The organism is Pustulibacterium marinum (genome assembly GCF_900116665.1).
GTDB classification, from domain to species: Bacteria; Bacteroidota; Bacteroidia; order Flavobacteriales; family Flavobacteriaceae; genus Pustulibacterium; species Pustulibacterium marinum.
Genome location: NZ_FPBK01000010.1, coordinates 20,392 through 43,876 on the forward strand (window position 1 = coordinate 20,392; position 23,485 = coordinate 43,876).

Here is a 23,485-nt window from a genome sequence, read left to right on the forward strand (position 1 = left end):
TTTATGTCTTTTACAAATAATGCTGATACCGAAGCAAAGAATTATCTGGAGTCAGAATTTACTCAGCTTCAGAAACTACTAGCAGAACTAGATATTATTGCGGCCACATATCAGGAATCTCAAACGGATGTAACAACACTTCAAGCAGCGGTAAGCAAAGCCAGGTTGCAATACAAAAAGGTAGAGTTTTATTTAGAGTTTCATTATCCGGAATATATCAAAAGTCATATTAACGGTGCGCCGTTACTTCATTTAGAGGTAGAAGGTACTCAAACCAATATCCTACCTGCCGAAGGCTTGCAAATTTTGGATGAGCAAGTTTTTGCTGATCATGTTTTTGAAGAAAGAAATGCTATTGCAGGTTTAGCAAGACAACTGCAAAGTAACTATACCATGTTATATAAAAGGTTGATAAATCGTTCAAATACTGATTATGGGGAAATAGAATCGTTACGATTGGAGTTGGTACGAATTTTTTCCATGGGAGTTACAGGTTTTGATACACCGGGGTCTTTGAACGGACTTTCAGAAGCAAGTGCTTCCTTAGAAAGTATGCAACAGTATTTCCAGTTGTTATATACCGAAGAACGCTCGAAAACTCAATTTAAAAAAGCGATTGGATTGTTTGAAGGCAGTCAGCAATATTTAAAAAATAACACCGATTTTGAAACCTTTGATCGATTAACATTTTTGACGGAATACATAGATCCTTTGTACAAAATACTTGGGACTTTCCAATCGAAACACGAAACGGATGTTTTAGGATATACTTCATCTTGGAATGTAGAAAGTGAATCAATATTCGGAGCGAATTTCCTGAATCCGTATGCGTTTACCAATTTAAAAAAAGAAGAAGACAGTAAAGCATTGTGGGAGTTAGGAAAACAGTTGTTTTACGATCCCACCATTAGTGGAAATCAGCAAATAAGTTGTGCCACGTGTCACGATCCGGCAAAAGGATTTACCGACGGATTACCAAAATCGATGAGCAATGTTCAAGGAAAAACTGTATTGCGTAATTCTCCAACCTTGTTAAACGCAGTGTATTCCGACAGATATTTTTACGATTTAAGAGCTTTTACGCTAGAACAACAAGCCGAGCATGTAATTTTCAATACCGAAGAATTCAATACTGCGTATGCTGCAATTTTACAGAAATTGCAAAACAATGCAAGCTATCAAAAGCAGTTTCAAAAACTCTTTGGGAAACCATCTGTAAACCGAAATAACTTTTCTAAGGCTTTGGCTTCGTACGTGTTGTCGTTACAATCGTTTAACAGTCCGTTTGATCGATTTGTACGTGGAGAAACTTCAGCATTATCAGCAAGTGCCAAAAGAGGATTTAATCTTTTTACAGGAAAAGCCAATTGTGCAACGTGCCATTTTGCGCCTACTTTTTCAGGTTTGGTACCGCCTTTGTATAGCGAAAACGAAAGTGAAATTCTTGGAGTTTTAGCCGATAACCAAGCAATTCCTCATAGATTAGATACAGATTCGGGTAGACTATCTAACAACATCAACACAGAAGAAGCATGGATTTATGAAAAATCTTTCAAGACTTCTACAGTGAGAAATATAGAATTAACAGCACCTTATTTTCATAATGGAGCGTATGCTACTTTGGAAGAAGTAATTGATTTTTACGATCAAGGTGGTGGAGGTGGAATGGGATTGGTAGTAAAAAATCAAACCTTAGGAGAAGATCCCTTAAACTTAACCGATACCGAAAAACAAGATTTGATAGCTTTTATGAAATCGTTGACAGACAATTCGGTTGCCGAAAAATCAGTGTTGAACTAATGATAAAAACGGTAACATCTATCTGGAAAAAAGTTGGGAGCATTTTCATATTACTATTGGTTGTGGTGGTTCAGTTTCAGTTCATGTACCAAAATGAACACAATGAATGGTACAAGGAACGAGTAAGATTTCAGTTAAATACTACAAGCGAAGCAATTGGAAAATTAGAGCATATGGCTCGTTTGTATAAAGCAAAGCAAGTGCCATTAGATAGTTTGCAATCAAAATTAAGGCAAGCCAGAATCGCTTTTAAACAGATAGAAAGTGTGTTGGAATATTACTATCCAGAACATGTGAAAGCGTATATAAACGGAGCGCCGTTAGATCATTTAGATCCGTATCCGGTTGGAGAAGGCTACAATGAACAAAGTAATTATGGATATACCGTTGAAGAATATTTGAATACCGTTCCATTAGATAAAATGGATAGCGGACATTTTTTAGATGGTTCTTCACCTGTGATTGCGCCAGTTGGTTTGCAACGTTTAGATGAGTTGATTTTTACAGATGAAGCAACTACAGAACAAGAACGGATAGTAACCTTGGCAACAGAACTTAGCGCAAAATTTGTGGTGATTCAAAATGATTTGTTACTACGAAAATATTTCTATGACTTTGAAGTAATTGAGTTTTCAAGATTGGAATTGATTCGGATTGTAAGCAGAGGTATCACTGGTTTTGATACGCCCGGATCTTTGAATGCGATGGAGGAAGCATTGGCTGCACTTTCGGGAATGGAAACTTTATTGAAACCCTTAATAGCAGACGGAAGTATTGAAAAACAACAACTGATTAATGAGTTGTTTGCCGGAGCTCAAGAGTATCTGAAAAACAATACAGATTTTGAAACCTTTGATCGGTTAGTTTTTATTAAAGAATACCTAAATCCTTTGTATGAAAAACTCTTGCGATTACAGCAAGAATTAGGTATTGAATCTTCTGCGGAAACGTACGTGCAAACGCCTTCCTGGAATGCGTATAGCAGTAATATTTTTGATAACGATTTTCTAAACCCGTATTACTACAGCATTCTAAAAGCCAAAGAAGATAGCCCGGAACTTCGCGATTTAGGAAAGCAATTGTTTTTTGATACAAATCTCAGTGGTAATAAAACAATGAGTTGCGCCAGTTGTCATCAACCAGATTTAGCGTATACAGATGGAGTAAAAACTTCGCAAGCAAGTGTGCCTGGGAAACGTGTGTTACGAAATTCACCTACTTTGGTAAATGCTGTTTTTTCGGACCGTTTTTTTTATGATTTACGTGCGTTCGATTTAGAAGATCAAGCCGGGCATGTTATTGAAAATCATATGGAATTTAATACTTCCTATAAAGAGATTGTTGCAAAACTAAATGCAGATGTTGCTTACCAAGAGCAATTCAAGTCTGTTTTTCATAAAGATAAAATTACTCGTTACCACTTTTCAAAAGCTTTGGCTTCTTTTGTAATTTCCTTGCGTTCTTTTGATAGTGAATTTGATAAATACATGAGAGGCGAACCTAATAAATTAAGTAAGAAAGCTAAAAAAGGATTCAACTTGTTTATGGGGAAAGCTAATTGTGGTACGTGCCATTATGCACCAACATTTAGTGGTTTGGTTCCGCCACTTTTCAATGAGAATGAAAGCGAAGTATTAGGAATTCTTCAGTCTCCAAATTCAAAAGAAATAGATACAGATAAAGGAAGGTTTGAAAATGGTGTAGATACCGAAGATGCGTATATCAACAATCATTCGTTTAAAACTGTGACAGTTCGGAATATTCAATTAACAGCACCTTATTTTCACAACGGAGCTTACACAACGCTTGATGAGGTGTTAGAATTTTACAATAATGGAGGTGCAGCTGGCGTTGGTTTAGAAGAAAAAGCACCCAACCAAACTTTAGCTCCAGATCCTTTAAACCTTTCCAAATCAGAATTAAAAGAACTGAAAGCATTCTTGGAATCTCTTAACGCTATTCCTTCAAACTAGGACTTTGTAGTTTATATTAGCTTATTCTTTCCGGTTATTTGTATGATTCGGGTTTCTTTGCTTTTTAGGCACTAAACGGTGTGTGCAAACCAAATTTACTTCTCTGAAATTATAAACTATAGCAGCTTTGTCATTGTGTTTATAATAGAATCAATTTTTGATGTGCAAAATATGATTCATTAATCTCCAGATTTTAGTATAGATATCTATTTCTTTTATCATAGATAAAGATGTATTTAGAGTTGGTGAAGTGAAGTAAATTATCACAAAACTTTTTGTAAAGATATTTCTGATAAAAATTATAGATAAGTGTTATGTGAATGTAAAGAATACACTGTGTCACAACTTGTCCAAATCGTTTCAAAACTTCATTAAAGACCGTTGCAATAGATAATCGATATATGGTAATAGAGTATTGTGTGCTTGTTTTTATTTGTTAACGTTATGTCGTTTTAAAAGATGATTAGAAGAGTCGTTTCTGTATTAAGATATCATTAAACCGCCTAAAAATTATTAATCTACACTTAAGGATTTCTTCATTTTGCTGCGGTTTCAGCAAGCTATTTTTGCACTGCACGAAAAACAAAATAATTAATCAATTTTATTAACCAACATGAAAAAACATTTACTGTTTATCAGTTTATTTATGTGTCTTTTTGTGAATTTTGGTATGCAGGCGCAAACCGAAATTCCCGGAGACTCACTAGTGTTTGGTCCCATGTTTAGTCCTGTTTATAATAACAAGGTCAGGGTGTGGGTCCTCACTAAAGGCGAAACAGCGTCGGGAGATGCTTTGACGCTTTCTATGACCAATTCTGAAGCTGCTGCTACAGAGCTTACAGGAACTGTATTTAATTCAGACGACCGTTTAGGGTATTATTTACGTTCGTATGAGTTTAGTAATTTAACAGAAGGAGACACGTTTACAGCAGATCTTTTAGTGAACGGAACATCTTCTGGAAGAACAGCTACCATTGCTAATGAGCAAAATGTTGTAGACGACTTTAACTTTTTAGCAGGTGGTTGTGGTAGAATTTACGATACTTCTCGTTGTATCGATATTCCAGAATCATTAACGCATACCAACGGAAATCCAGACATGTTTAACCACATGGCAGAAGAGGATTCAGATTTAATGGTGTGGTTAGGAGACGCTACGTATCTTTTAGGGTTACAACACGCTATGGGGCAATGTCCTGATGGTGTAGATGATTGGGCAAATAAAGATATGGCGTTCGATCGTTATATGTTTTACCGCCAGTATCATGATAGTTTAACCATGGCAATGCCACAATTATCTATCACGGATAACCATGATACGGGACCAAATGAATTCAACAAAACAATGCCTACTTTAGGAGAAATGAAGGAAATCTTCATGGATTGGTGGCCAAACCCAGAGTATTTAAGTACCGATGAAGGACAAGGTTTACATTCTTCTTACGTGTATAAGGATGTTGAATTCTTTTTAACAGACAACAGAAGTTACCGAGATGGTACTGCGCAGCACTTTGGTGATGAGCAATTAGAGTGGTTAGAGCAAGGTTTGTTGAACTCTACAGCTACTTTTAAGGTAATCATCAACGGTACGCCAACTTTTAGAGAAATTGGAGGTAGAAACTTTAGTGTAAGTACACAGGCAGACGAGTTTTTACAATTTATTCAAGATAACAATATCAACGGAGTTATTTCGTATTGTGCCGATATTCACGATCAACGTTTTATGGTTCGTGAGGGTGATACTAAATATCCGTTATACGATATTATGTCTGGAAACATCAATTCTGATATAGGAGGAAATGGTGAAACCGGAAGTTATTCTGTAAACTACAATGCTGCTGATGATTTGATGTCTGGAGTAAAACACGGCTATGTAAGAACCAGTGTTTTTGGAGACGAAGGAGATCGAAGAATCAAATTTGAATATGTAGGCTACGATGGGGAAACATTCTTTGAAGAAACCGTGCACCAAGATATGTTAACCAGTCAAAATGCAGATGCATTAAACCTTTCATTAGATTTTTCAAATGCAGTAACAGACGCTTCTACCTATGCGCACACTGCAACAACTGAGAATTATGCTTTTGGAGCAGATAAAGATGGAAATGCTAACGAGGCATTGGTATTTACAGCAAATACATCAATGAGCTTTCCTGCTTCTTCAGCTTTAACTTTTGAAAACAAAGCATACAGCTTAAGTTTTTGGGTAAATCCAAGCGAACTATCATCTAATGGAGCTGCAATTGTTTCAAACGGAACAGCAAATGCCGGAGTTACATTTGGTATTTCAGAAGAAGGAAACTTAACCTATACAAACCATGCTACTAATGAGACTTTGGAAAGTCAATACAGTGTATTGGCCAACAGTTGGTCTTATGTAAGTTGGAAATACAACAATGTTCGTAGAACATTGGCATTGTATTACAACGGATTCTTGATTCAAACATTTACAGGTGTAGAGTCTCCTGTAGCTTCAAACGCTGATCTTACCATTGGTAACAACAGTGATAATCAACAATTTTTAGGTAGTATTGATGCATTAACATTATATGCACGTTTAATTTCAGATGCTGATATTTTATCTGTTGCAGATGTAGAAACAAACAGAGGAGATATGTTGTCTCTTACTGGTGGTCAAGCAACGGTAATTCCTTCAGAAACTATAAACACTGCACTTGAGGGAGATTTTACCGTAGAATTTTGGGCTAAATTAGATACTGATCCAGGTTCTAATGTATCTATATTTTCTTCTCATGGTAGAAACGGAAGTAACAATTCCAGAGGAATGTCTTTTGAGTTTTCAGATAGCAATAAATTGAATATTGTTTTTGGAACTAACGGCTCTGGTTGGAATAAAATTGAAAACGCCGGTGAAGCATGGTCTATTGGCGAATGGAACCACGTAGCAGTAACTGCTACTGTTGGTGGTGATGTAAATTACTACCTAAATGGAGTTTTAGCCGGAAGCATGTCTTACGGAGGATATCATGATTTTACAGCAGGTTTAGGATTAGGATACAGTCCCAATTACGGAAGCTCTGTAACAGGTGGTATGGATGATGTTCGCATCTACACAACTGCTTTGACTGTAGAGGAAATTCAGCAAACAATGCACTATCCTTTAGCCGGAGACGAGACAGATCTTGCTTTGTACTATGATTTTTCAGCGTATGATGAAACCGAAACTTCAGTGATGAGTTTAGGTACCATTAATTACGAAATGGATATTACATCAGCGGCGTTAACAACTTCTACTGCTCCAATAGGAAACATTTCAGAAATGTATCAAGATGAGGTAGTTGGTAAATGGAGTCAGCAAAATGAGGTAACAAATAATGGATTAAGTCTTCCGGAAGAAATTTCAGTGTACAACAGCAATATCGTCATAGGAAAATCTATAGATGCCGAATTAGCTGAAGTACCAGAAATGGCAGATGTTTTCTATTTAAAAGGTGGTTGGAAAATAGACCCAATGAACAGTCCGTTTGCAGATGTTCGTATCAATTTAGCAGAAGCACTTGGTGAAGATGCAGATTCTATTGCTGCCATTGCAGGTCAGTACTATTTATTAAAAGAAGTAGACGGTGCCTATTCAAATGTAAACGATGGAAATTTTGATGGTTCTAACATCAATTTCTACAACACCAACTTAGAAGAAGCAGTTTATTACTTAGCTTGGGAAGAAGGTGAATTTACTCCGGGTAGAGGAGGCGCACTTTCTTTGGCAGATGGTCACGATGTAGAAATACATTATACTCCTGTAGAAATTTTAATGGGAGGAGCTCATACAATCGAATTATGGGTGAATCTTACAGAAACCGCTTCTGGTAACGATAAAACTATTTTGTCTAACCATGGTAGAATTAGTGGAAATTCAACAGGATTTACTTTAGAGTTGAATGGAGATAATTCGCTTTCAGCTGTGTATGGAAATAATGGTTCTGGCTGGACTTCTGTTAACACGCAAGAAGGCTTACAAATAGGAGAATGGAATCATGTTGCAATTACAGCAACTCCAGGTGGTGAGTTAAAGATTTACTTAAATGGAGAATTAAAAGCTTCAACAGGGTTTACTTCTTACATAGCTAATAATACATGGGAGTTTGCTTTTGGTAAAAGTATGAACTACGGTGGAAGCATCAACTATATGGCAGATGAATTCCGTATGTGGGCTACCGCAAGAACTCAGGAAGAAATTGTAGCAGACATGCACCAGGTTTTAGATATTTCTGATGAAAACTTAAGCTTCTATTTTACTTTTGATCAAGAAGATAACGGAACGTTAGAAAACGAAGGAACCAATGTTACCGAAGTAACTTATACAAATGCTACTATCATAGCTTCTGCAAGTCCGGTTGCTGAGCCAGTAGAAGGCTACACAGACGGAATCACAGCAAGTTGGAGTATTACCAGTGAAGAAAACAACGGAATGTTTATTGGTGAAAACATAGCTAACTTTTCAGAGAATGTAGTTTTTGGTCGCAACCAAGATAATACCATCAATACCCTAGCAAACACAGAAGAAGAAACTTCGTATGTTGCCGGAGGATGGCATTTGAATCCGTTAAACATCACTACTGCTGATGTTAGTATTGATTTAGCGACTGTTTTTGAAAATGTTGAAATGATCAATGCAACCGTTGCAGATTATATCTTATTAAAAGGAGACCCGGAAGATGCTTACGAAGTGGCAGCAAGTGGCGCTATTGCAACAGATGGAGTTGTTACTTTTGATGAGGTAACTTTAACCACAGGAAATTATTTCTTAGCTTATGAGATTGATGAAGCTGCAGCCATTACAGAACAAGGTGGCGCTTTAGATATGTCAGAAGGTGGACACGAAGTTTACATTCCAAAAGAAGGTGTCAACGCAGCACTTGCAGATGAGTTTACCATTGAAATGTGGGCTCGTTTAAATGCAATTGCTGGGGCAAATACAAAACTTTGGGGCTTTAGTTATTACGGAGGAGGAGAATTCGGTATAGAAATGGAATTCTTATCCAACCAAACTTTACAAGCAACAAGAGGTAAAGGTGCCGGATGGGATCAGTTAAATTCAGATTATGTATGGCAATTAGGTGAATGGAATCACGTTGCTGTAACTTTTGATCCAGACGGAATGTACAGATTCTATATCAATGGAGAAATGGTAGATGAATCAGAAGTAACATCGGTTTTCCAAGAAAATATTTACGATTTAGCTTTAGGTAAAAATATCTTTAATAATGCTGCTACAAATTCTACTATCGATGAATTTAGAATTTGGACCAAAGCTAAAACCCAGGAGGAGATTAAAGCAGATATGTATCAAACCATTACGGATGCTGATACAGATTTAGCGTATAACTATACCTTTAATCAAGACGATAGTGGATATTTAGTAAATTCTGGTACTACTACTGTTGAGGTTGCGTATAGCAATGCAGCTATCATTCCTGCAACAGCGGCTGTTCGTGAAATGGAATCGCCATACAATAATGTGGTTTCTGGTAGCTGGTCTGTTATGAATGATGCTACAAATACAGGCATGTTCTACGGAGCTACAATAGAAGATTACAATAACAATATTGTAATTGGTAAAGAAGCCGGAGACGAAGTATTGGCTATTTTGGGTTCTACAACTACAGATACTTTGTATTTGAATAGTAGATTTATGATTGATCCTTTATTTATTCCTTCCGGAGTTGTAAAGGTTGATTTATCAGAATTGTTTGCTGATTTGAATCAAGTTGAATTGATTGCAAATGAGTATTTCTTATTAGGGGGAGATCCTTCAACTGAATTAGAAGTTGTTGCTACCGGAACTAAAGAAAACAACGTAGTTACGTTTAGTTCAATTTCTTTTGATGAAACACCATTATACTTAGCTTGGAAGAATATTGATGAATATCCAATAGGAACATTCCCAATTGCTTCTAGCGGATTATGGAAATACAATGATTCTGGAGTTGATCTAGGAACCGAATGGAATACCAATGAGTACGATGATAGCGAATGGGCTTTCGGAAATGCTATTTTAGGGTATGGTGACGGTATCGAATCTACTACTTTAGATTATGGTGATGATGCAGATAACAAATATCCAACGTATTATTTACGTCATACATTTACTGTTGAAAATGCTTCCGAAATAGGGAATTTATTGTTCAACACCATGAAAGATGATGGAGTTGTGGTATATGTAAACGGTGTAGAAGCTTTCCGTAGCAATATGCCAGAAGGTGAGATTACCTATAATACGTATGCTTCTTCTCAAATTGGCGGTGATGATGAAGCTGAATGGATAGAAGTAGAAACCTTGAACTTGTTACAAGATGGCGAAAATGTTATTGCTGTTGAGTTACACCAAGGAGCTGCCAGCAGTTCAGACCTTCGTTTTGATATGGAAGTAGGTTATGAACTTCCTGCTTTGGAAGTAACCAATTTCCCAGTAATCAAAGATTCAGAATGGTATTATTCAGATGTAGATGCTGATTACACAACAGAATGGTCTACTTCAGATTTTGATGTAATTCCATGGTCTCGTGGAAACGCTCCTTTCGGATATGGAGATCCTGTTAACACAGAGGTTTCATACGGTGACAATTCTAGTGACAAATACATCACTACATATTATGTAAAAGATATCAATGTTACGTTGAGTGAACTTACAGAAAACGTACAATTCGGACTAAGAAGAGATGATGGTGCTGTAGTATATGTAAATGGGGTAGAAGTATTCCGTAGCAATATGCCAACAGGTACTATTAATGCTGAAACTACTGCAAATGATGCAATAGATGGGATTAATGAAAATATTTATTTCATCACTGAAGTTGCAAAAACAGCTTTTGTAGAGGGTGTTAACCGTATTGCGGTAGAAATTCACCAAGCAAACGCAACAAGCTCAGATACACGTTTCGATCTATTTGTGAAAAACACAGAAGATTTAGGAATTGATTGTACAGAAGATGCTATCGGATGTTTTACATCAATTGCTCCAACAGCACAGACTTCAAACTTAATTATTTCAGAAGATCACGTCTTCCAAGTAATTATGAAAGAGGGAGATGCGTACCAAACCGGAACTGGAAATATGCCAGGGAATAACGACTTTACTGCGTATGTAGCCATTGATGGTAGTAGTGAAGAAGGATATCTTTCTATCAACCAAGAAAATACTCCGGGTGGTGTTTCTATGTTAGATGTTCATTTAAATACAGAAAACAATCTTTGGGTTGTAGATGATAGTCAGGCAGTAGATATGTACGATGCCGATTTAGTAACCACTACACGTAACTGTTCTGGTGGAATTACACCTTGGGGAACTGTAGTAACTGCTGAAGAAACTATGAATTCTGGCGATACCAACGGAGATGGTTATCAAGATGTTGGTTGGTTAGTAGAAATAGATCCTGCAACAGCTTCTGTTTTAGATTACGAAAATGACGGTCATAAAGATAAACTTTGGGCTATGGGACGTATGAATCACGAAAATGTTGTGATCACAGACGATGCTACTACGGCTTATTATGGCGAAGATGGTGGAACTCACTGTGTGTACAAGTATGTAATGGATACTCCTGGAGATTTAACAACTGGTACTGTATACGTATTAAGTTTAGATTTAGCTTTATCTGGTAACGATCCTTCTTCTGCAACCGGAACTTGGATAGAAGTACCAAACGATACACAAGCCGATAGAAACAACTTGAATACCGTTGCTTCTAACGTAGGTGGAACTTCTTTTAACGGTGTAGAAGATGTAGAAATTAATCCTATCACAGGACAAATCTACTTCACAGCAAAAGGATTAAACCGTGTTTATAGATTTACAGATAATGGAGATACTTTTAGTGAATTTGAAACATTCGTAGGAGGTAAAGATTATGATGTAAACACTGCCAATGGAGCTCAAACAGAACCATGGGGAGACGGTAACGACAACCTTACGTTTGATGATCAAGGAAACCTTTGGGTATTACAAGATGGTGGTAAAAACTACATTTGGGTAGTACGTCCAGATCATACACAAAGTAATCCTAATGTTGAGTTGTTTGCTTCTATGCCTTCTGGTTCAGAACCTACAGGTTTAACCTTTACACCAGATTATAAATACGGTTTTTTCTCTGTTCAGCATCCTAGTGGTAGCAATACATCACAACAAGATGTAACTGGAGAAGATATCACATTCAATGCTTCTACAACTATTGTATTTGCATTGGAAAATAACTTAGGAACTTTAGCAAATGAAACTGTTGAATCAGTTAAAGAAAGCATGCAATTGTATCCAAATCCAACAAGTGGTGTTGTGAATTTATCATTTAACACACAAGAAGGAGGACAAGAAGTATCAGTTCAAGTGATAGACGTTTTAGGTAGACAATTAATGAATATTAATGGTCTTGAAACTACCGGCGGAAATCAAGAGGTGACTTTAGATCTTAATTCTGTAGTGAAAGGAAACCAAGTTTTACTACTTCAAGTGAAAATTGGTAACGCAAGTCAAACTTTCAAGGTTTTGACTAAATAGTAATTGTTTTAATCAAATGAAAAGGCCGGAGCAATCCGGCCTTTTTTTATTAATCTTAAGGTAAACTTTACGATACATGAACCCTTTATTTTTGATGAAATTTACGAGCATGAAATTCTCTTTCTCAATAGGTTTAGGACTACTTTTATGTAGCTCTTTTGTGTGCGCACAAAACGCAAATCCGCTAACAAGTCCTGTTTTTACAGATTTAAACAAAGCATTGGCTTTTGAAGGTACTGTAACTCAAATTAGTTTGCGTGATCAGCATTCATTTTATATTTCTAATGATATCAAACAACTGAAAGATCTTACGTTTTTGAATTTAATGGGGAATAATCTAGAAGTTTGGAATCCGGAAATTTTAAAGCTGAAGAAACTAGAAGTGCTCAATTTGAAACTGAATTCATTGGCATATATTCCTTCGGAAATTTCCAATTTAGACAAGTTGATTCGTTTAAATTTAGCTAGTAATGCTATTACCAATGTACCAGAGAGTTTTGGAGAATTAAAGAACCTTCGGTTTTTACATTTATCAGTAAACAGTCTTGCAGTGATTCCTTCAGAAATTAAAAACTGTAAAAATCTTGAAGTAATAGAGCTTGATAACAATCAACTAAGTTTTTTACCACAAGAGATAACGAATTTGAAAAAATTACGTGTATTGAATTTAGGGTATAATCAATTTCATGAATTTGATAAAAGCTGGACAAAATTGGAGTCTTTGGAAGAATTAAATTTAGAATATAACAGTTTAAAACAGTTTCCGGAGTCTATTCAAGATTTAAAAAAATTGAGTTCCTTATTGTTGAATGCAAATGAACTGAAAGAACTTCCAGATAGTATTTGCGAGCTTTCAAATCTTGAATTACTATTGCTTTCAAATAATCAATTAACACATTTGCCAAAACAAATATCAAAGTTAACAGCTTTGAAAACATTGATTTTAAAAGGGAATCCGATACCGGAAAAAGAAAAGCAGCGCATACAAAAGGCACTGCCCAACTGTAAAATTTATTTTTAGTTATTTTTTATCTGAATAGAATTTGTCCTTAAAACGTTCCAGTCTAGGTTTCGAAACTCCTTTTACATACGGGTTGAAAGGATTGCGTTCTTCAAAATCTTGATGGTAATTTTCTGCTGGCCAAAAGATTTCAAACTTTTTAACTTCGGTCACAATCGGATTGTTGAATGCTTTAGCTTTGGTGAGTTGGGCAATATAATTTTCGATGATTCTTTTTTCTTCTGGGGTTTGATAAAAAGCAACAGATCGGTATTGTGTGCCGTGATCTGGTCCTTGCTGATTCAAAGTGGTGGGATCATGCGAATCAAAAAAAGCTTTCACTAAAGTTTCAAAGCTAACTTTTGTAGGATCATACATAACTTCAACGGTTTCTGCATGTCCGGTTGTTCCGGCACTAACTTCCCGATAGGTAGGATCAATAGTATCGCCTCCCGAATATCCTGAAACGGCTTCCTGAACGCCATCAATACTTTCATAAATAGCTTCTACACACCAAAAACATCCACTAGCAAAATAGGCTTTTGCATAGTCCTTATTTTCTAATTCTGAATTGGTATGGTTTTCACTTGTAGCAGCCTCTGCAACTTTTTTAGGATTTTTGTTTTCTTTAGTGCTGGTATTGCAGCTACCTATAATAGCAGAAAAAAGTACTAAGGGAATAATTATGAATTTTTTCATTTTTCTCGTTTTTAAGTGAATATAAACTTTTTACGAAAAAATGACTGTTGACGGTTTGTTAAAAGCCTATTTTCTTTTCATGAGGAGTCCAACAATTGCTCCTGTTATAGCACCGGCAACTGGAGCAAATATGACAGATTGAATCATATAACTTTTTAGATTGAAATATTTCTGAGCAGCTTCGAGAGTCATTTTTTTATGAGCAACAGCATATTCAATGTTGTTTTTAAAGAAATCTGGAATAATGATTTTATGAATAAAAGCTTGTGAAGGAATAGATAGAATCATAACAACAATACCGATTAATATTCCAGACACGAAAGCCTGTTTCCAGCTAAGTTTGTTTCCATTTTTCTGACGTTTATCTCTGAATGCCATCACGTAGATTAAAATAGCTATGATAAAGAATAAGCTATCAACAGTCGGAAATTGTTCAATTTTTTCTGAAGTATATCCTAAGGTAACCAATAGTAGTAACCACAGGATGGAAATGATGGAGAAGAGGATTCCCCATTTAATTTCGGTTTTAAATTTCATTTTGTTCGGGGTAGTAGGGTTTTAAAGCTCAATATTACAAATTTTTTGAGCATTATAGAAACAAAAACGGCCCGCATAAATGCAGGCCGTTTTTATATATAAGTAATATAAATTACGCTTTTCCGGTAATAACCCATTGACCACTTTTAACTAGAGGTTCTGCTTGTTTAAACTTCACTTCTTTAGTTTCGCCATTCATTACGTTTTTGATAATGACACGGTCGTTTCTACCAATTTTTGGTTGGTCTCTTACAATGGTTTCTGTAACCTGCGGTTTTGGTTGTGTTTGAGAAGCGGCTCTGTTTTGTGCGGCTAACTCATCACTATTTGGAATTTCTTCTTTAGAAGTTTCTAAATTTTCTTTCGGTCTTCTTACTCTAGCAGCTTCTTGAATTCCAGCCGGATCTTGAGAAGGTAATTCTCCTTTGAATAAGAACGAAATTACTTCGCGGTTAACACTATTGATCATCCCTTTGAACAATTCAAAAGCTTCAAACTTATAGATTAATAAAGGATCTTTTTGTTCGTGCACTGCTAACTGAACCGATTGCTTTAACTCATCCATTTTTCTTAGATGCGTTTTCCAAGAATCATCGATAATAGCTAAAGAAATGTTCTTTTCAAAATCTGTGATTAACTTTTTACCTTCTGAGTTATACGCTTCTTCAAGGTTGGTAACCACGTTTAATGATTTTTGACCATCTGTGAAAGGAACTACGATGCGTTCATATTTACTATTTGGATCTTCATAAACTCCTTTAATAACAGGAAAAGCTGCGGCTGCATTACGATCCATTTTTTCGTTATAATGATCGTATGCTGCTTTGTAAACTTTTGATGCTAATTGCGGAACCGCTAACTTTTTAAATTCTTCTTCAGTAACCGGACTGGTAATAGAGAAATATTTAATTAACTCAAATTCAAAGTTTTTAAAGTCATTTGCCGTTTTGTTGGTTTCGCTGATAGATTCTGCTGTATCAAAAATCATGTTAGCGATATCCACTTTCAGACGTTCTCCTTCTAAAGCGTGTTTTCTACGTTTATAAACCACTTCACGTTGCGCGTTCATTACATCGTCATATTCTAATAATCTTTTACGAACACCAAAATTGTTTTCTTCTACTTTTTTCTGAGCACGCTCAATAGATTTGGTCATCATAGAATGCTGAATAACTTCACCATCTTCTAATCCCATTTTGTCCATCATTTTGGCAACACGATCAGAACCAAATAAACGCATTAAGTTGTCTTCCAAAGAAACGTAGAATTGAGAACTTCCCGGATCTCCTTGACGACCAGAACGACCACGTAACTGACGGTCTACACGACGAGAATCGTGACGCTCTGTACCAATAATAGCTAAACCACCAGCTTTTTTAACTTCGGCAGAAAGCTTAATATCTGTACCACGACCAGCCATGTTGGTAGCAATAGTTACTACGCCAGGCTTACCAGCTTCGGCAACAATATCGGCCTCTCTTTTGTGCATTTTTGCGTTCAATACATTGTGTTGAACTTTGCGCTGCGTTAACAGACGGCTTAGTAATTCAGAGATTTCTACAGAAGTTGTACCTATAAGTACTGGTCTTCCTGCCTGAGAAAGTTTGGTAACTTCTTCAATAACGGCGTTGTATTTCTCTCTTTTAGTTTTATAGATAAGATCTTCTCTATCGTGACGTGCAATTGGGCGGTTGGTAGGAATTTCAACAACATCCAATTTGTAGATTTCCCAGAATTCACCTGCTTCTGTAATCGCAGTACCTGTCATTCCAGAAAGTTTACCGTACATTCTAAAGTAATTCTGAAGTGTTACCGTTGCATAGGTTTGTGTAGCAGCTTCGATCTTCACATTTTCTTTGGCTTCAATCGCTTGGTGCAATCCGTCTGAATAACGACGACCGTCCATAATACGACCAGTTTGCTCATCAACGATCATTACTTTGTTTTCCATCACTACATATTCAGTATCTTTTTCAAAAAGCGTATAGGCTTTCAATAACTGATTCATAGTGTGAATACGTTCACTTTTGATACTGAATTCTTGAAATAATTTTTCTTTCAATTCAGCTTCTTCTTCGATAGGTAATGCTTGATTTTCAATTTCAGCAATTCCTGAACCAATATCTGGCATAACGAAGAATTCTTTATCGGCACTTCTTTCTGAAAGATGGTCTACACCTTTATCAGTAAGTTCAACCTGATTTGTTTTTTCGTCAATAGTAAAGTATAGCTCGGCATCAACCTTATGCATTTCGCGGTTGTTGTCTTGCATATAGTAGTTCTCAGTCTTTTGAAGTAATTGTTTTACTCCTTCCTGACTTAAAAATTTAATTAAAGCTTTGTTCTTAGGTAAACCTCTGAAAACACGCAACAATAAGAATCCACCTTCTTTGGTATCTCCGGCAGTAATCAATTTTTTAGCTTCTGCTAAAACGCCAGTTAACATTTTGCTTTGAATAGCCACAAGATCTGAAACGGCTGGTTTCAACTCGTTAAATTCGTGACGGTCTCCTTGTGGTGTTGGACCAGAAATAATTAATGGTGTACGTGCATCATCAACCAATACAGAATCGACCTCATCGACAATGGCATAATTGTGTTTGCGCTGTACCAAATCGTTTGGCGAATGCGCCATGTTATCTCTTAGGTAGTCAAAACCAAATTCGTTGTTGGTACCGTAAGTAATATCAGCATTGTACGCTGCTCTACGACCTTCAGAATTTGGGTTGTGTTTATCGATACAATCAACCGTCATTCCGTGGAATTCAAAAAGAGGAGCCATCCAGGCACTATCCCTTTTTGCTAGATAGTCGTTTACAGTAACCAAATGTACTCCGTTTCCGGTAAGGGCATTTAAATATACAGGAAGGGTAGCTACCAAAGTTTTACCTTCACCAGTTTGCATCTCTGCAATTTTACCTTGGTGAAGTGTAATACCACCAATTAACTGTACATCATAATGTACCATGTCCCAAGTAACTTCTTTTCCGGCGGCGTCCCAAGAGTTATTCCAAACGGCTTTTTCTCCTTCTAGATTTACATAATCTTTGGTTGCTGAAAATTCTCGGTCATAAGGTAAAGCTGTAACAGAAAGTGTTTCGTTGTTTGCAAAACGTTTCGCAGTTTCTTTCACTACGGCAAAAGCTTTTGGAAGTAAATCATTCAAAGCTTTTTCAGAAGCTTCGTAGGCTTGACCTTCCAATTTATCAATCTCCGTATAGATATCTTCTTTTGCATCGATATCTGTTTCGGTTTCTGCTTTTTCAGTAAGTTCTTTGATTTGTTCGTCAAAACTGCTACGTTCTTTTTTAATATATGCTTTAAACTCGGCAGTTTTTTCTCGTAACTCGTCGTGGGATAGTTTAGCAAACTCAATTTCGTTTGCTTTGATAAGGTCTACTAAAGGCTGAATTTCTTTTATATCCTTCTGCGCTTTATCTCCTACAAATATTTTAATAAGTGAATTAATGAAACTCATTATCCGTTGGTTTTATGTGGTTTTCAAAATTAAACAAAAAAAAAGCCTCGGATGAGACTTTTTTCTGTTTAATGCTGATACTGTTAATATTCATCTTCATTCCAGAGGTAATCTTCCTCTGTTGGGTAATCTGGCCAAATCTCTTCAATAGACTCGTACATATCTCCTTCATCTTCCATCGCCTGAAGGTTTTCTACCACCTCTAAAGGCGCTCCAGTACGTATGGCAAAATCAATAAGCTCATCCTTTGTTGCCGGCCACGGTGCATCATCTAAGTAAGACGCTAATTCTAATGTCCAATACATGTGCTAAAGGTTTTTAATTTATTGCAAAAATATATTTTTACACTAAAAAGTCAAGTAAATTTATTGTTATTTCGGTATTTTTTCAGAGAACGTTTATTAATCGTTATTTTGTTGAAAATAAGTGATTAATCGGCGTAAAAAAATACAAATAATTTAAGAATCTTTTTTCGGTATCCATTTGATTTCTTCCGCTTGCAGGTCGTTGGACAACTTCCGTGCCAATACAAATAGGTAGTCAGATAGTCGATTTAAATACTGTATTACTGACGCGTCAATGGGTTCTTCTTCATTTAAAAGTGTAGAAATACGCTCTGCACGGCGACAAATGGTTCTTGTGATATGACAGAATGACACGCTTTGATGTCCACCCGGTAAAATAAAATGGGTCATAGGAGGAAGTTCTGCATTCATCATATCCATTTCCTGTTCTAATATGGTAACATCTTCTTCAGAAATTTTTGGAATGTTTAAACGCTGTTTTCCATTTTTCAAGATTTCTTTTTCTGGTGGAGTTGCCAATATAGCTCCAATAGTAAACAATCTATCTTGAATATAATTTAAAATTTCTTTGGTTCGTGGAGCTACTTTTTGATCTTTGATAAGCCCTATCCAGGAGTTGAGTTCATCAACAGTTCCGTATGCATCTATACGAATATGGTGTTTTGGAACACGAGTACCGCCAAAAAGGGAAGTGGTTCCTTTATCTCCGGTTTTTGTATATATTTTCATAGAATCGCTTCTTTGTGAATTTCAAAAGCGAAAGGTACAAAGTTTTTGCGCGAAAATCGAGGATTGATCTTGTTGAGAGAACTTTGCTAATACCTATTTATTTCGAATGTCACTTTCTATGAGTCCATCTCTCAAACGAATAATTCGGTGTGCATGTTCTGCAATGTCTTCTTCATGCGTAACCAAAATAACTGTATTTCCACGTGCATGAATTTCATCAAAAAGATTCATGATTTCTATGGAAGTTTTGGTGTCTAAGTTTCCGGTAGGTTCATCCGCTAAAATAATTGATGGATGATTAACCAAAGCTCTACCAACAGCAACACGCTGGCGTTGTCCACCAGAAAGTTGGTTGGGTTTGTGGTCCATTCTATCACCAAGGCCAACATCTTTTAAAACTTCTATGGCTCGCTCTTTTCTTTTCTCTTTGGAAGCACCAGCATACACCATAGGCAATGCAACATTGTCCAAAGCACTAGTACGAGGCATAAGATTGAATGTTTGAAAAACAAAACCAATTTCTTTATTTCTAATTTCGGCTAAATCATTATCGGAAAGTTTACTCACATCGTGGCCATTTAAAATATAAGTGCCCGCCGTGGGAGTGTCTAAACATCCAAGCATATTCATAAGGGTAGATTTTCCAGAACCGGAAGGTCCCATCAAGGCAACATAATCACCTTTTTCAATTTCAAGATCTATACCTTTAAGTACATGTACAATTTCGGAACCTAATTTAAAGTCTCGTCGGATGCCGGAAATAGAAATAACACTCATACGTTTTTTGATTATTTAGCTGCAAGATAAACTTGTTTAGCTATTAGTTGTCTTTTTGAAATTTTGTTACAACCGTATCGTGAAATTTTCTTTTCGCTGTTCTTTTCTGAAGAAAACCAATCCCCAGAAAAACGTGTCAATAGTTACTGTTACATTTGGATGTTTCTGAATCAAATTCCAAGCTTCACTCATTTCTTTTGACCAATGAATGTCATCAAAAATCCAGACGGTATCATTATGCGTAGTTTTTAGTAATAATTCAAAATACTTCAAAGTAGGTTCTTTTTGATGATTTCCATCAAAATATATGAAGTCGAATTTTGAGTTCTCAAGGTTTTGAAGATACTTGGTGAATTCGGTTACTTCAATAGCAATATTTTTGAGATGGAATTTGCTTAATTGTTGCTTTGCAATTTTTGCAGTTTCTGGGCAACCTTCCAAAGAGATAAGATGGCCTTTTTTGTTTCCGGCAGCGATAGCAGCAGTGGCGATTCCTAACGAAGTGCCCAACTCTAAGGATTTTTCAAATTGAAAATATTCGGTTAATCTATATAATAATTTTGCTCGCTTAGAAGAAATCCCTGCATTTTTTGCGATCAAATGAATCGACCGTTTGTTGGATTTAAAAACTTTTGAACCTGCTCCAAAATCAGTTACAGAAATAGTTTTTTTATTAGATAATAACTCAGTTTTGTATTTTTTTAAAATCTGATAATCACTCTTTTTTTCTGTATTGTAAAAGCACTTGGTAACCAAATCGTAGATAAATGGAGAATGCACTCCGTGTTGGTTGGTTGAGTTTTTCAGGAATTTGAAATAGGATGTAAACAGGTGCCAATTCATGTGTGCAAAAATACATTGTTTAGGGAAAAATCAATATAAATAGAAGTTGTGCTTTTTATTAGATCTCTTATTTTATATTTTTATGCATCAAATCGTGTATATGGAATGTTTAAATTGCCAATCGGTAGTAGTGGGAAACTATTGTAGTAATTGTGGACAAGCTGCAAAGGCGACAAAAATCAATAATAAATATTTATTTCGGGAGGTTCCGGAAGCTATTTTCAATTTAGAAAAGGGCTTTTGGTTTACTTTATGGGAGATTATGAAAAACCCTGTGAAGGTAACTAAAGCTTATTTAAATGGTAGAAGAGCTAATTACTACAAGCCAATTTCATTATTGCTTTTGGTGGTTTCGGCTTACTTTATTGTATTCAAGTTGATATTGCCAAAAGGTGCTTACTTAGAAAAGTTAGCTTCCTTAGATTCTCGGTACGGTAGTGATGCTGTTGCTAATGAGGCTCAGGCAATGATTTATGACTACATGTTTGGATATCCTATTTTTATATATTTAGTATCGCTTCCCATATTTGCTTTTGGATTCTATTTGGCTTTCAAAAAGTATAAATATAGTTTCGGAGAGCACTTTTATATTTCGGTAATCTTAATGATTTATCATTTGATGATTTCCAGCATACCAACCTTACTATTAACCTATTTTTTCGGTTTTGAAACAGGTTCATTTTTATCAATGGGGTTCTATATAGTATATGTGTTCTTTTATTACTTTTTTTACAAAGAACATGGTGTTAGCTTTTTTGAGTCTTTGTGGAGAGTTGTTTGGGGAGGCTTTTTAATATGTGTATTCGGGATTGTAGGAATAACAATTATAGCCATTCCTGCAGGAATTATATTTGCGATGGTGAATTCATAAAAAAGGAGCAAAATTTTGCTCCCTGTTTTTTAGTCTTCCATTTTTTCCATGAGCTCCATCCAGCGGAGTTCTTTTTCTTCTATTTCGTCTAATACTTTTTGAAGTTTTTCGGATGCTTCATTCACTTTGTCAGGAGTAATAGTGCCATCGGCAAATTTGGCTTCCATTTCTTCTTTTTGTTCAGCTAATTTCTTTAGATCTCTTTCGATGCGGCTATATTCTTTTTGTTCATTATAGCTTAAGGCTGAATTAGCATCTTTCTTCCAGTTCTTTTTCTCTTTTTTATCTTCGCTTTGAGAAGACTCTGGAACAATGCTGTCTTCGTAGCTTCTATAGTCTGAATAATTACCAGGGAAATCGTCCACTTGACCTTCACCACGGAATACAAAAAGGTGATCCACTATTTTATCCATAAAATATCGGTCGTGTGAAACCACCAACAAGCAACCTGGAAAGTCCAACAAGAAATCTTCTAAAACATTTAAGGTAACAATATCTAAATCGTTGGTAGGCTCATCTAGAATTAAAAAGTTTGGATTCTGAATTAAAACGGTACATAAATACAAACGCTTCAATTCTCCACCACTTAATTTTTCTACATAATCATATTGCTTTTTGCGGTCGAACATAAAGCGTTCTAGTAATTGAGCTGCAGAAATGATTTTACCTTTGGTCAATGGAATAAACTCTCCAAATTCTTTAATAACATCAATTACCTTTTGTTCTGGTTTTACCCCGATTCCAGATTGTGTATAATAACCAATTTTAATGGTGTCACCAATGATGATTTTTCCAGCATCCGGCTCTAAATTTTTAGTGAGTAAATTTAAGAACGAAGATTTTCCGGTTCCGTTTTTTCCAATGATTCCTACGCGTTCACCACGTTGAAAAGAATAATTGAATTTATCTAAAATCACTTTCTGCTGAAAAGCTTTAGAAACATTATGAAATTCAATAATCTTGCTACCTAAGCGCTCCATGTTAATTTCTAACTGAACCGTGTGTTCTTGCCTTCTTTGATGTGCTTTTTCTTTAATAACGTAAAAGTCATCAATTCTAGATTTTGATTTTGTAGTTCTCGCTTTTGGCTGGCGTCGCATCCAGTCGAGCTCTTTGGTATACAGGTTTTTTGCTTTTTCAACGGCAGCAGCTTCTGCTGCCATTCGTGCATCTTTTTTCTCTAGATAATAACTATAATTTCCTTTATATTGGTAAAGTTGTCCATTATCTAATTCAATAATCTCGTTACAAACGCGTTCCAAAAAGAAACGATCGTGCGTAACCATAAACAACGTAATTTTTTCTTGAGCAAAATAACTTTCGAGCCACTCGATCATCTCAAGGTCTAAATGGTTCGTAGGCTCGTCCAGAATTAATAAATCAGGTTTATTAATTAATATGGTAGCCAAAGCGAGGCGTTTTTTTTGTCCTCCAGAAAGTTTATCAACTTTTAAATCTAGGTTGTCTAGCTTAAGTTTGAATAAAATCTGTTTGTATTGTGTTTCAAAATCCCACGCATTGAAAATGTCCATTTGTTCAAATGCCTTCTGATAGGCATCAGTGTCTTCAGGATTTTTTAAAGCATTTTCATAATTGTGAATCACTTTTAGTACGGGAGCTTCCGAAGCAAAAATGGTTTCTTCTACGGTTAAGTTTGGATTTAAATTTGGTTCCTGCGGTAAAAAGGCAATATGAATTCCATTTCTAGAAACAATTTGTCCTTCGTCAGGCGTGTCATTTCCGGTAATAATATTTAATAACGATGTTTTTCCAGTACCATTTTTAGCGATCAGTGCAATTTTTTGATCTTGATTAATTCCGAAAGAAATATTAGAGAACAATGTACGCTCTCCATAGGATTTTGCTATATTTTCAACCGAGAGTAAATTCACTTTATAGAAGTTTTTTGCAAATTAAAGAGAAAAAAAACCGATTCTGCCATTATTGTTTCATTATTCCAA

General features: G+C 35.9%; 13 protein-coding genes. 5 read left to right on the forward strand and 8 right to left on the reverse strand.

The annotated features are described in order from the left end of the window. Positions 1–3 precede the first annotated feature (3 nt). From BM383_RS12745 to BM383_RS12760, 4 genes are all read left to right on the forward strand, one after another. Complete coding sequence (locus BM383_RS12745; protein WP_245766584.1) at positions 4–1,800, forward strand: cytochrome-c peroxidase; 1,797 nt, start codon at positions 4–6, stop codon at positions 1,798–1,800. Next, positions 1,800–3,773: a cytochrome-c peroxidase gene (locus BM383_RS12750; protein ID WP_093025535.1), complete on the forward strand. Its 1,974-nt coding sequence runs from the start codon at positions 1,800–1,802 to the stop codon at positions 3,771–3,773. Before BM383_RS12745 ends, BM383_RS12750 begins: the two co-directional genes overlap by 1 nt. A gap of 613 nt (positions 3,774–4,386) precedes the next feature. After that, a complete protein-coding gene (locus tag BM383_RS12755; RefSeq protein WP_093025536.1) occupies positions 4,387–12,285 on the forward strand; it encodes a LamG-like jellyroll fold domain-containing protein in 7,899 nt (2,632 codons plus the stop codon). 109 nt (positions 12,286–12,394) lie between these two features. After that, positions 12,395–13,306 (forward strand): leucine-rich repeat domain-containing protein, encoded by a 912-nt coding sequence (locus BM383_RS12760; RefSeq protein ID WP_177229120.1) that lies wholly within the window; start codon positions 12,395–12,397, stop codon positions 13,304–13,306. Here BM383_RS12760 and msrA read toward each other — a convergent pair whose 3' ends face one another. The 7 genes from msrA to BM383_RS12795 form a co-directional block, all read right to left on the reverse strand. Further along, positions 13,307–13,984: a peptide-methionine (S)-S-oxide reductase MsrA gene (gene msrA, locus BM383_RS12765; RefSeq protein WP_093025538.1), complete on the reverse strand. Its 678-nt coding sequence runs from the start codon at positions 13,982–13,984 to the stop codon at positions 13,307–13,309. Between the two features lie 66 nt (positions 13,985–14,050). Continuing rightward, the gene (locus tag BM383_RS12770) at positions 14,051–14,521 is read right to left on the reverse strand and encodes a DUF4199 domain-containing protein (RefSeq protein ID WP_093025539.1); all 471 of its coding nucleotides are present in this window, start codon (positions 14,519–14,521) and stop codon (positions 14,051–14,053) included. A gap of 112 nt (positions 14,522–14,633) precedes the next feature. Further along, entirely contained in the window at positions 14,634–17,999 is a 3,366-nt protein-coding gene (gene secA, locus BM383_RS12775) for a preprotein translocase subunit SecA (RefSeq protein ID WP_093025540.1), read from the reverse strand. 83 nt (positions 18,000–18,082) lie between these two features. Further along, positions 18,083–18,304 carry a DUF2795 domain-containing protein gene (locus tag BM383_RS12780; protein WP_093025541.1) on the reverse strand — a complete coding sequence of 74 codons (222 nt, stop codon included), beginning with the start codon at positions 18,302–18,304 and terminating at the stop codon, positions 18,083–18,085. A gap of 153 nt (positions 18,305–18,457) precedes the next feature. Beyond that, on the reverse strand, positions 18,458–19,033 hold the full coding sequence (locus tag BM383_RS12785) for a cob(I)yrinic acid a,c-diamide adenosyltransferase (protein WP_093025542.1): 576 nt from the start codon (positions 19,031–19,033) through the stop codon (positions 18,458–18,460). Positions 19,034–19,126: 93 nt separating this feature from the next. Beyond that, positions 19,127–19,810, reverse strand: a complete 684-nt coding sequence (locus tag BM383_RS12790; RefSeq protein ID WP_093025543.1) for an ABC transporter ATP-binding protein — start codon at positions 19,808–19,810, stop codon at positions 19,127–19,129. 66 nt (positions 19,811–19,876) lie between these two features. Further along, positions 19,877–20,653 carry an O-methyltransferase gene (locus tag BM383_RS12795; protein ID WP_093025544.1) on the reverse strand — a complete coding sequence of 259 codons (777 nt, stop codon included), beginning with the start codon at positions 20,651–20,653 and terminating at the stop codon, positions 19,877–19,879. A gap of 100 nt (positions 20,654–20,753) precedes the next feature. On the opposite strand from BM383_RS12795, the gene BM383_RS12800 reads away from it, so the two are divergent. After that, positions 20,754–21,524 carry a DUF3667 domain-containing protein gene (locus BM383_RS12800; protein WP_177229121.1) on the forward strand — a complete coding sequence of 257 codons (771 nt, stop codon included), beginning with the start codon at positions 20,754–20,756 and terminating at the stop codon, positions 21,522–21,524. Positions 21,525–21,553: 29 nt separating this feature from the next. Here BM383_RS12800 and BM383_RS12805 read toward each other — a convergent pair whose 3' ends face one another. Continuing rightward, a complete protein-coding gene (locus BM383_RS12805; RefSeq protein ID WP_093025546.1) occupies positions 21,554–23,416 on the reverse strand; it encodes an ABC-F family ATP-binding cassette domain-containing protein in 1,863 nt (620 codons plus the stop codon). Positions 23,417–23,485: the final 69 nt, after the last annotated feature.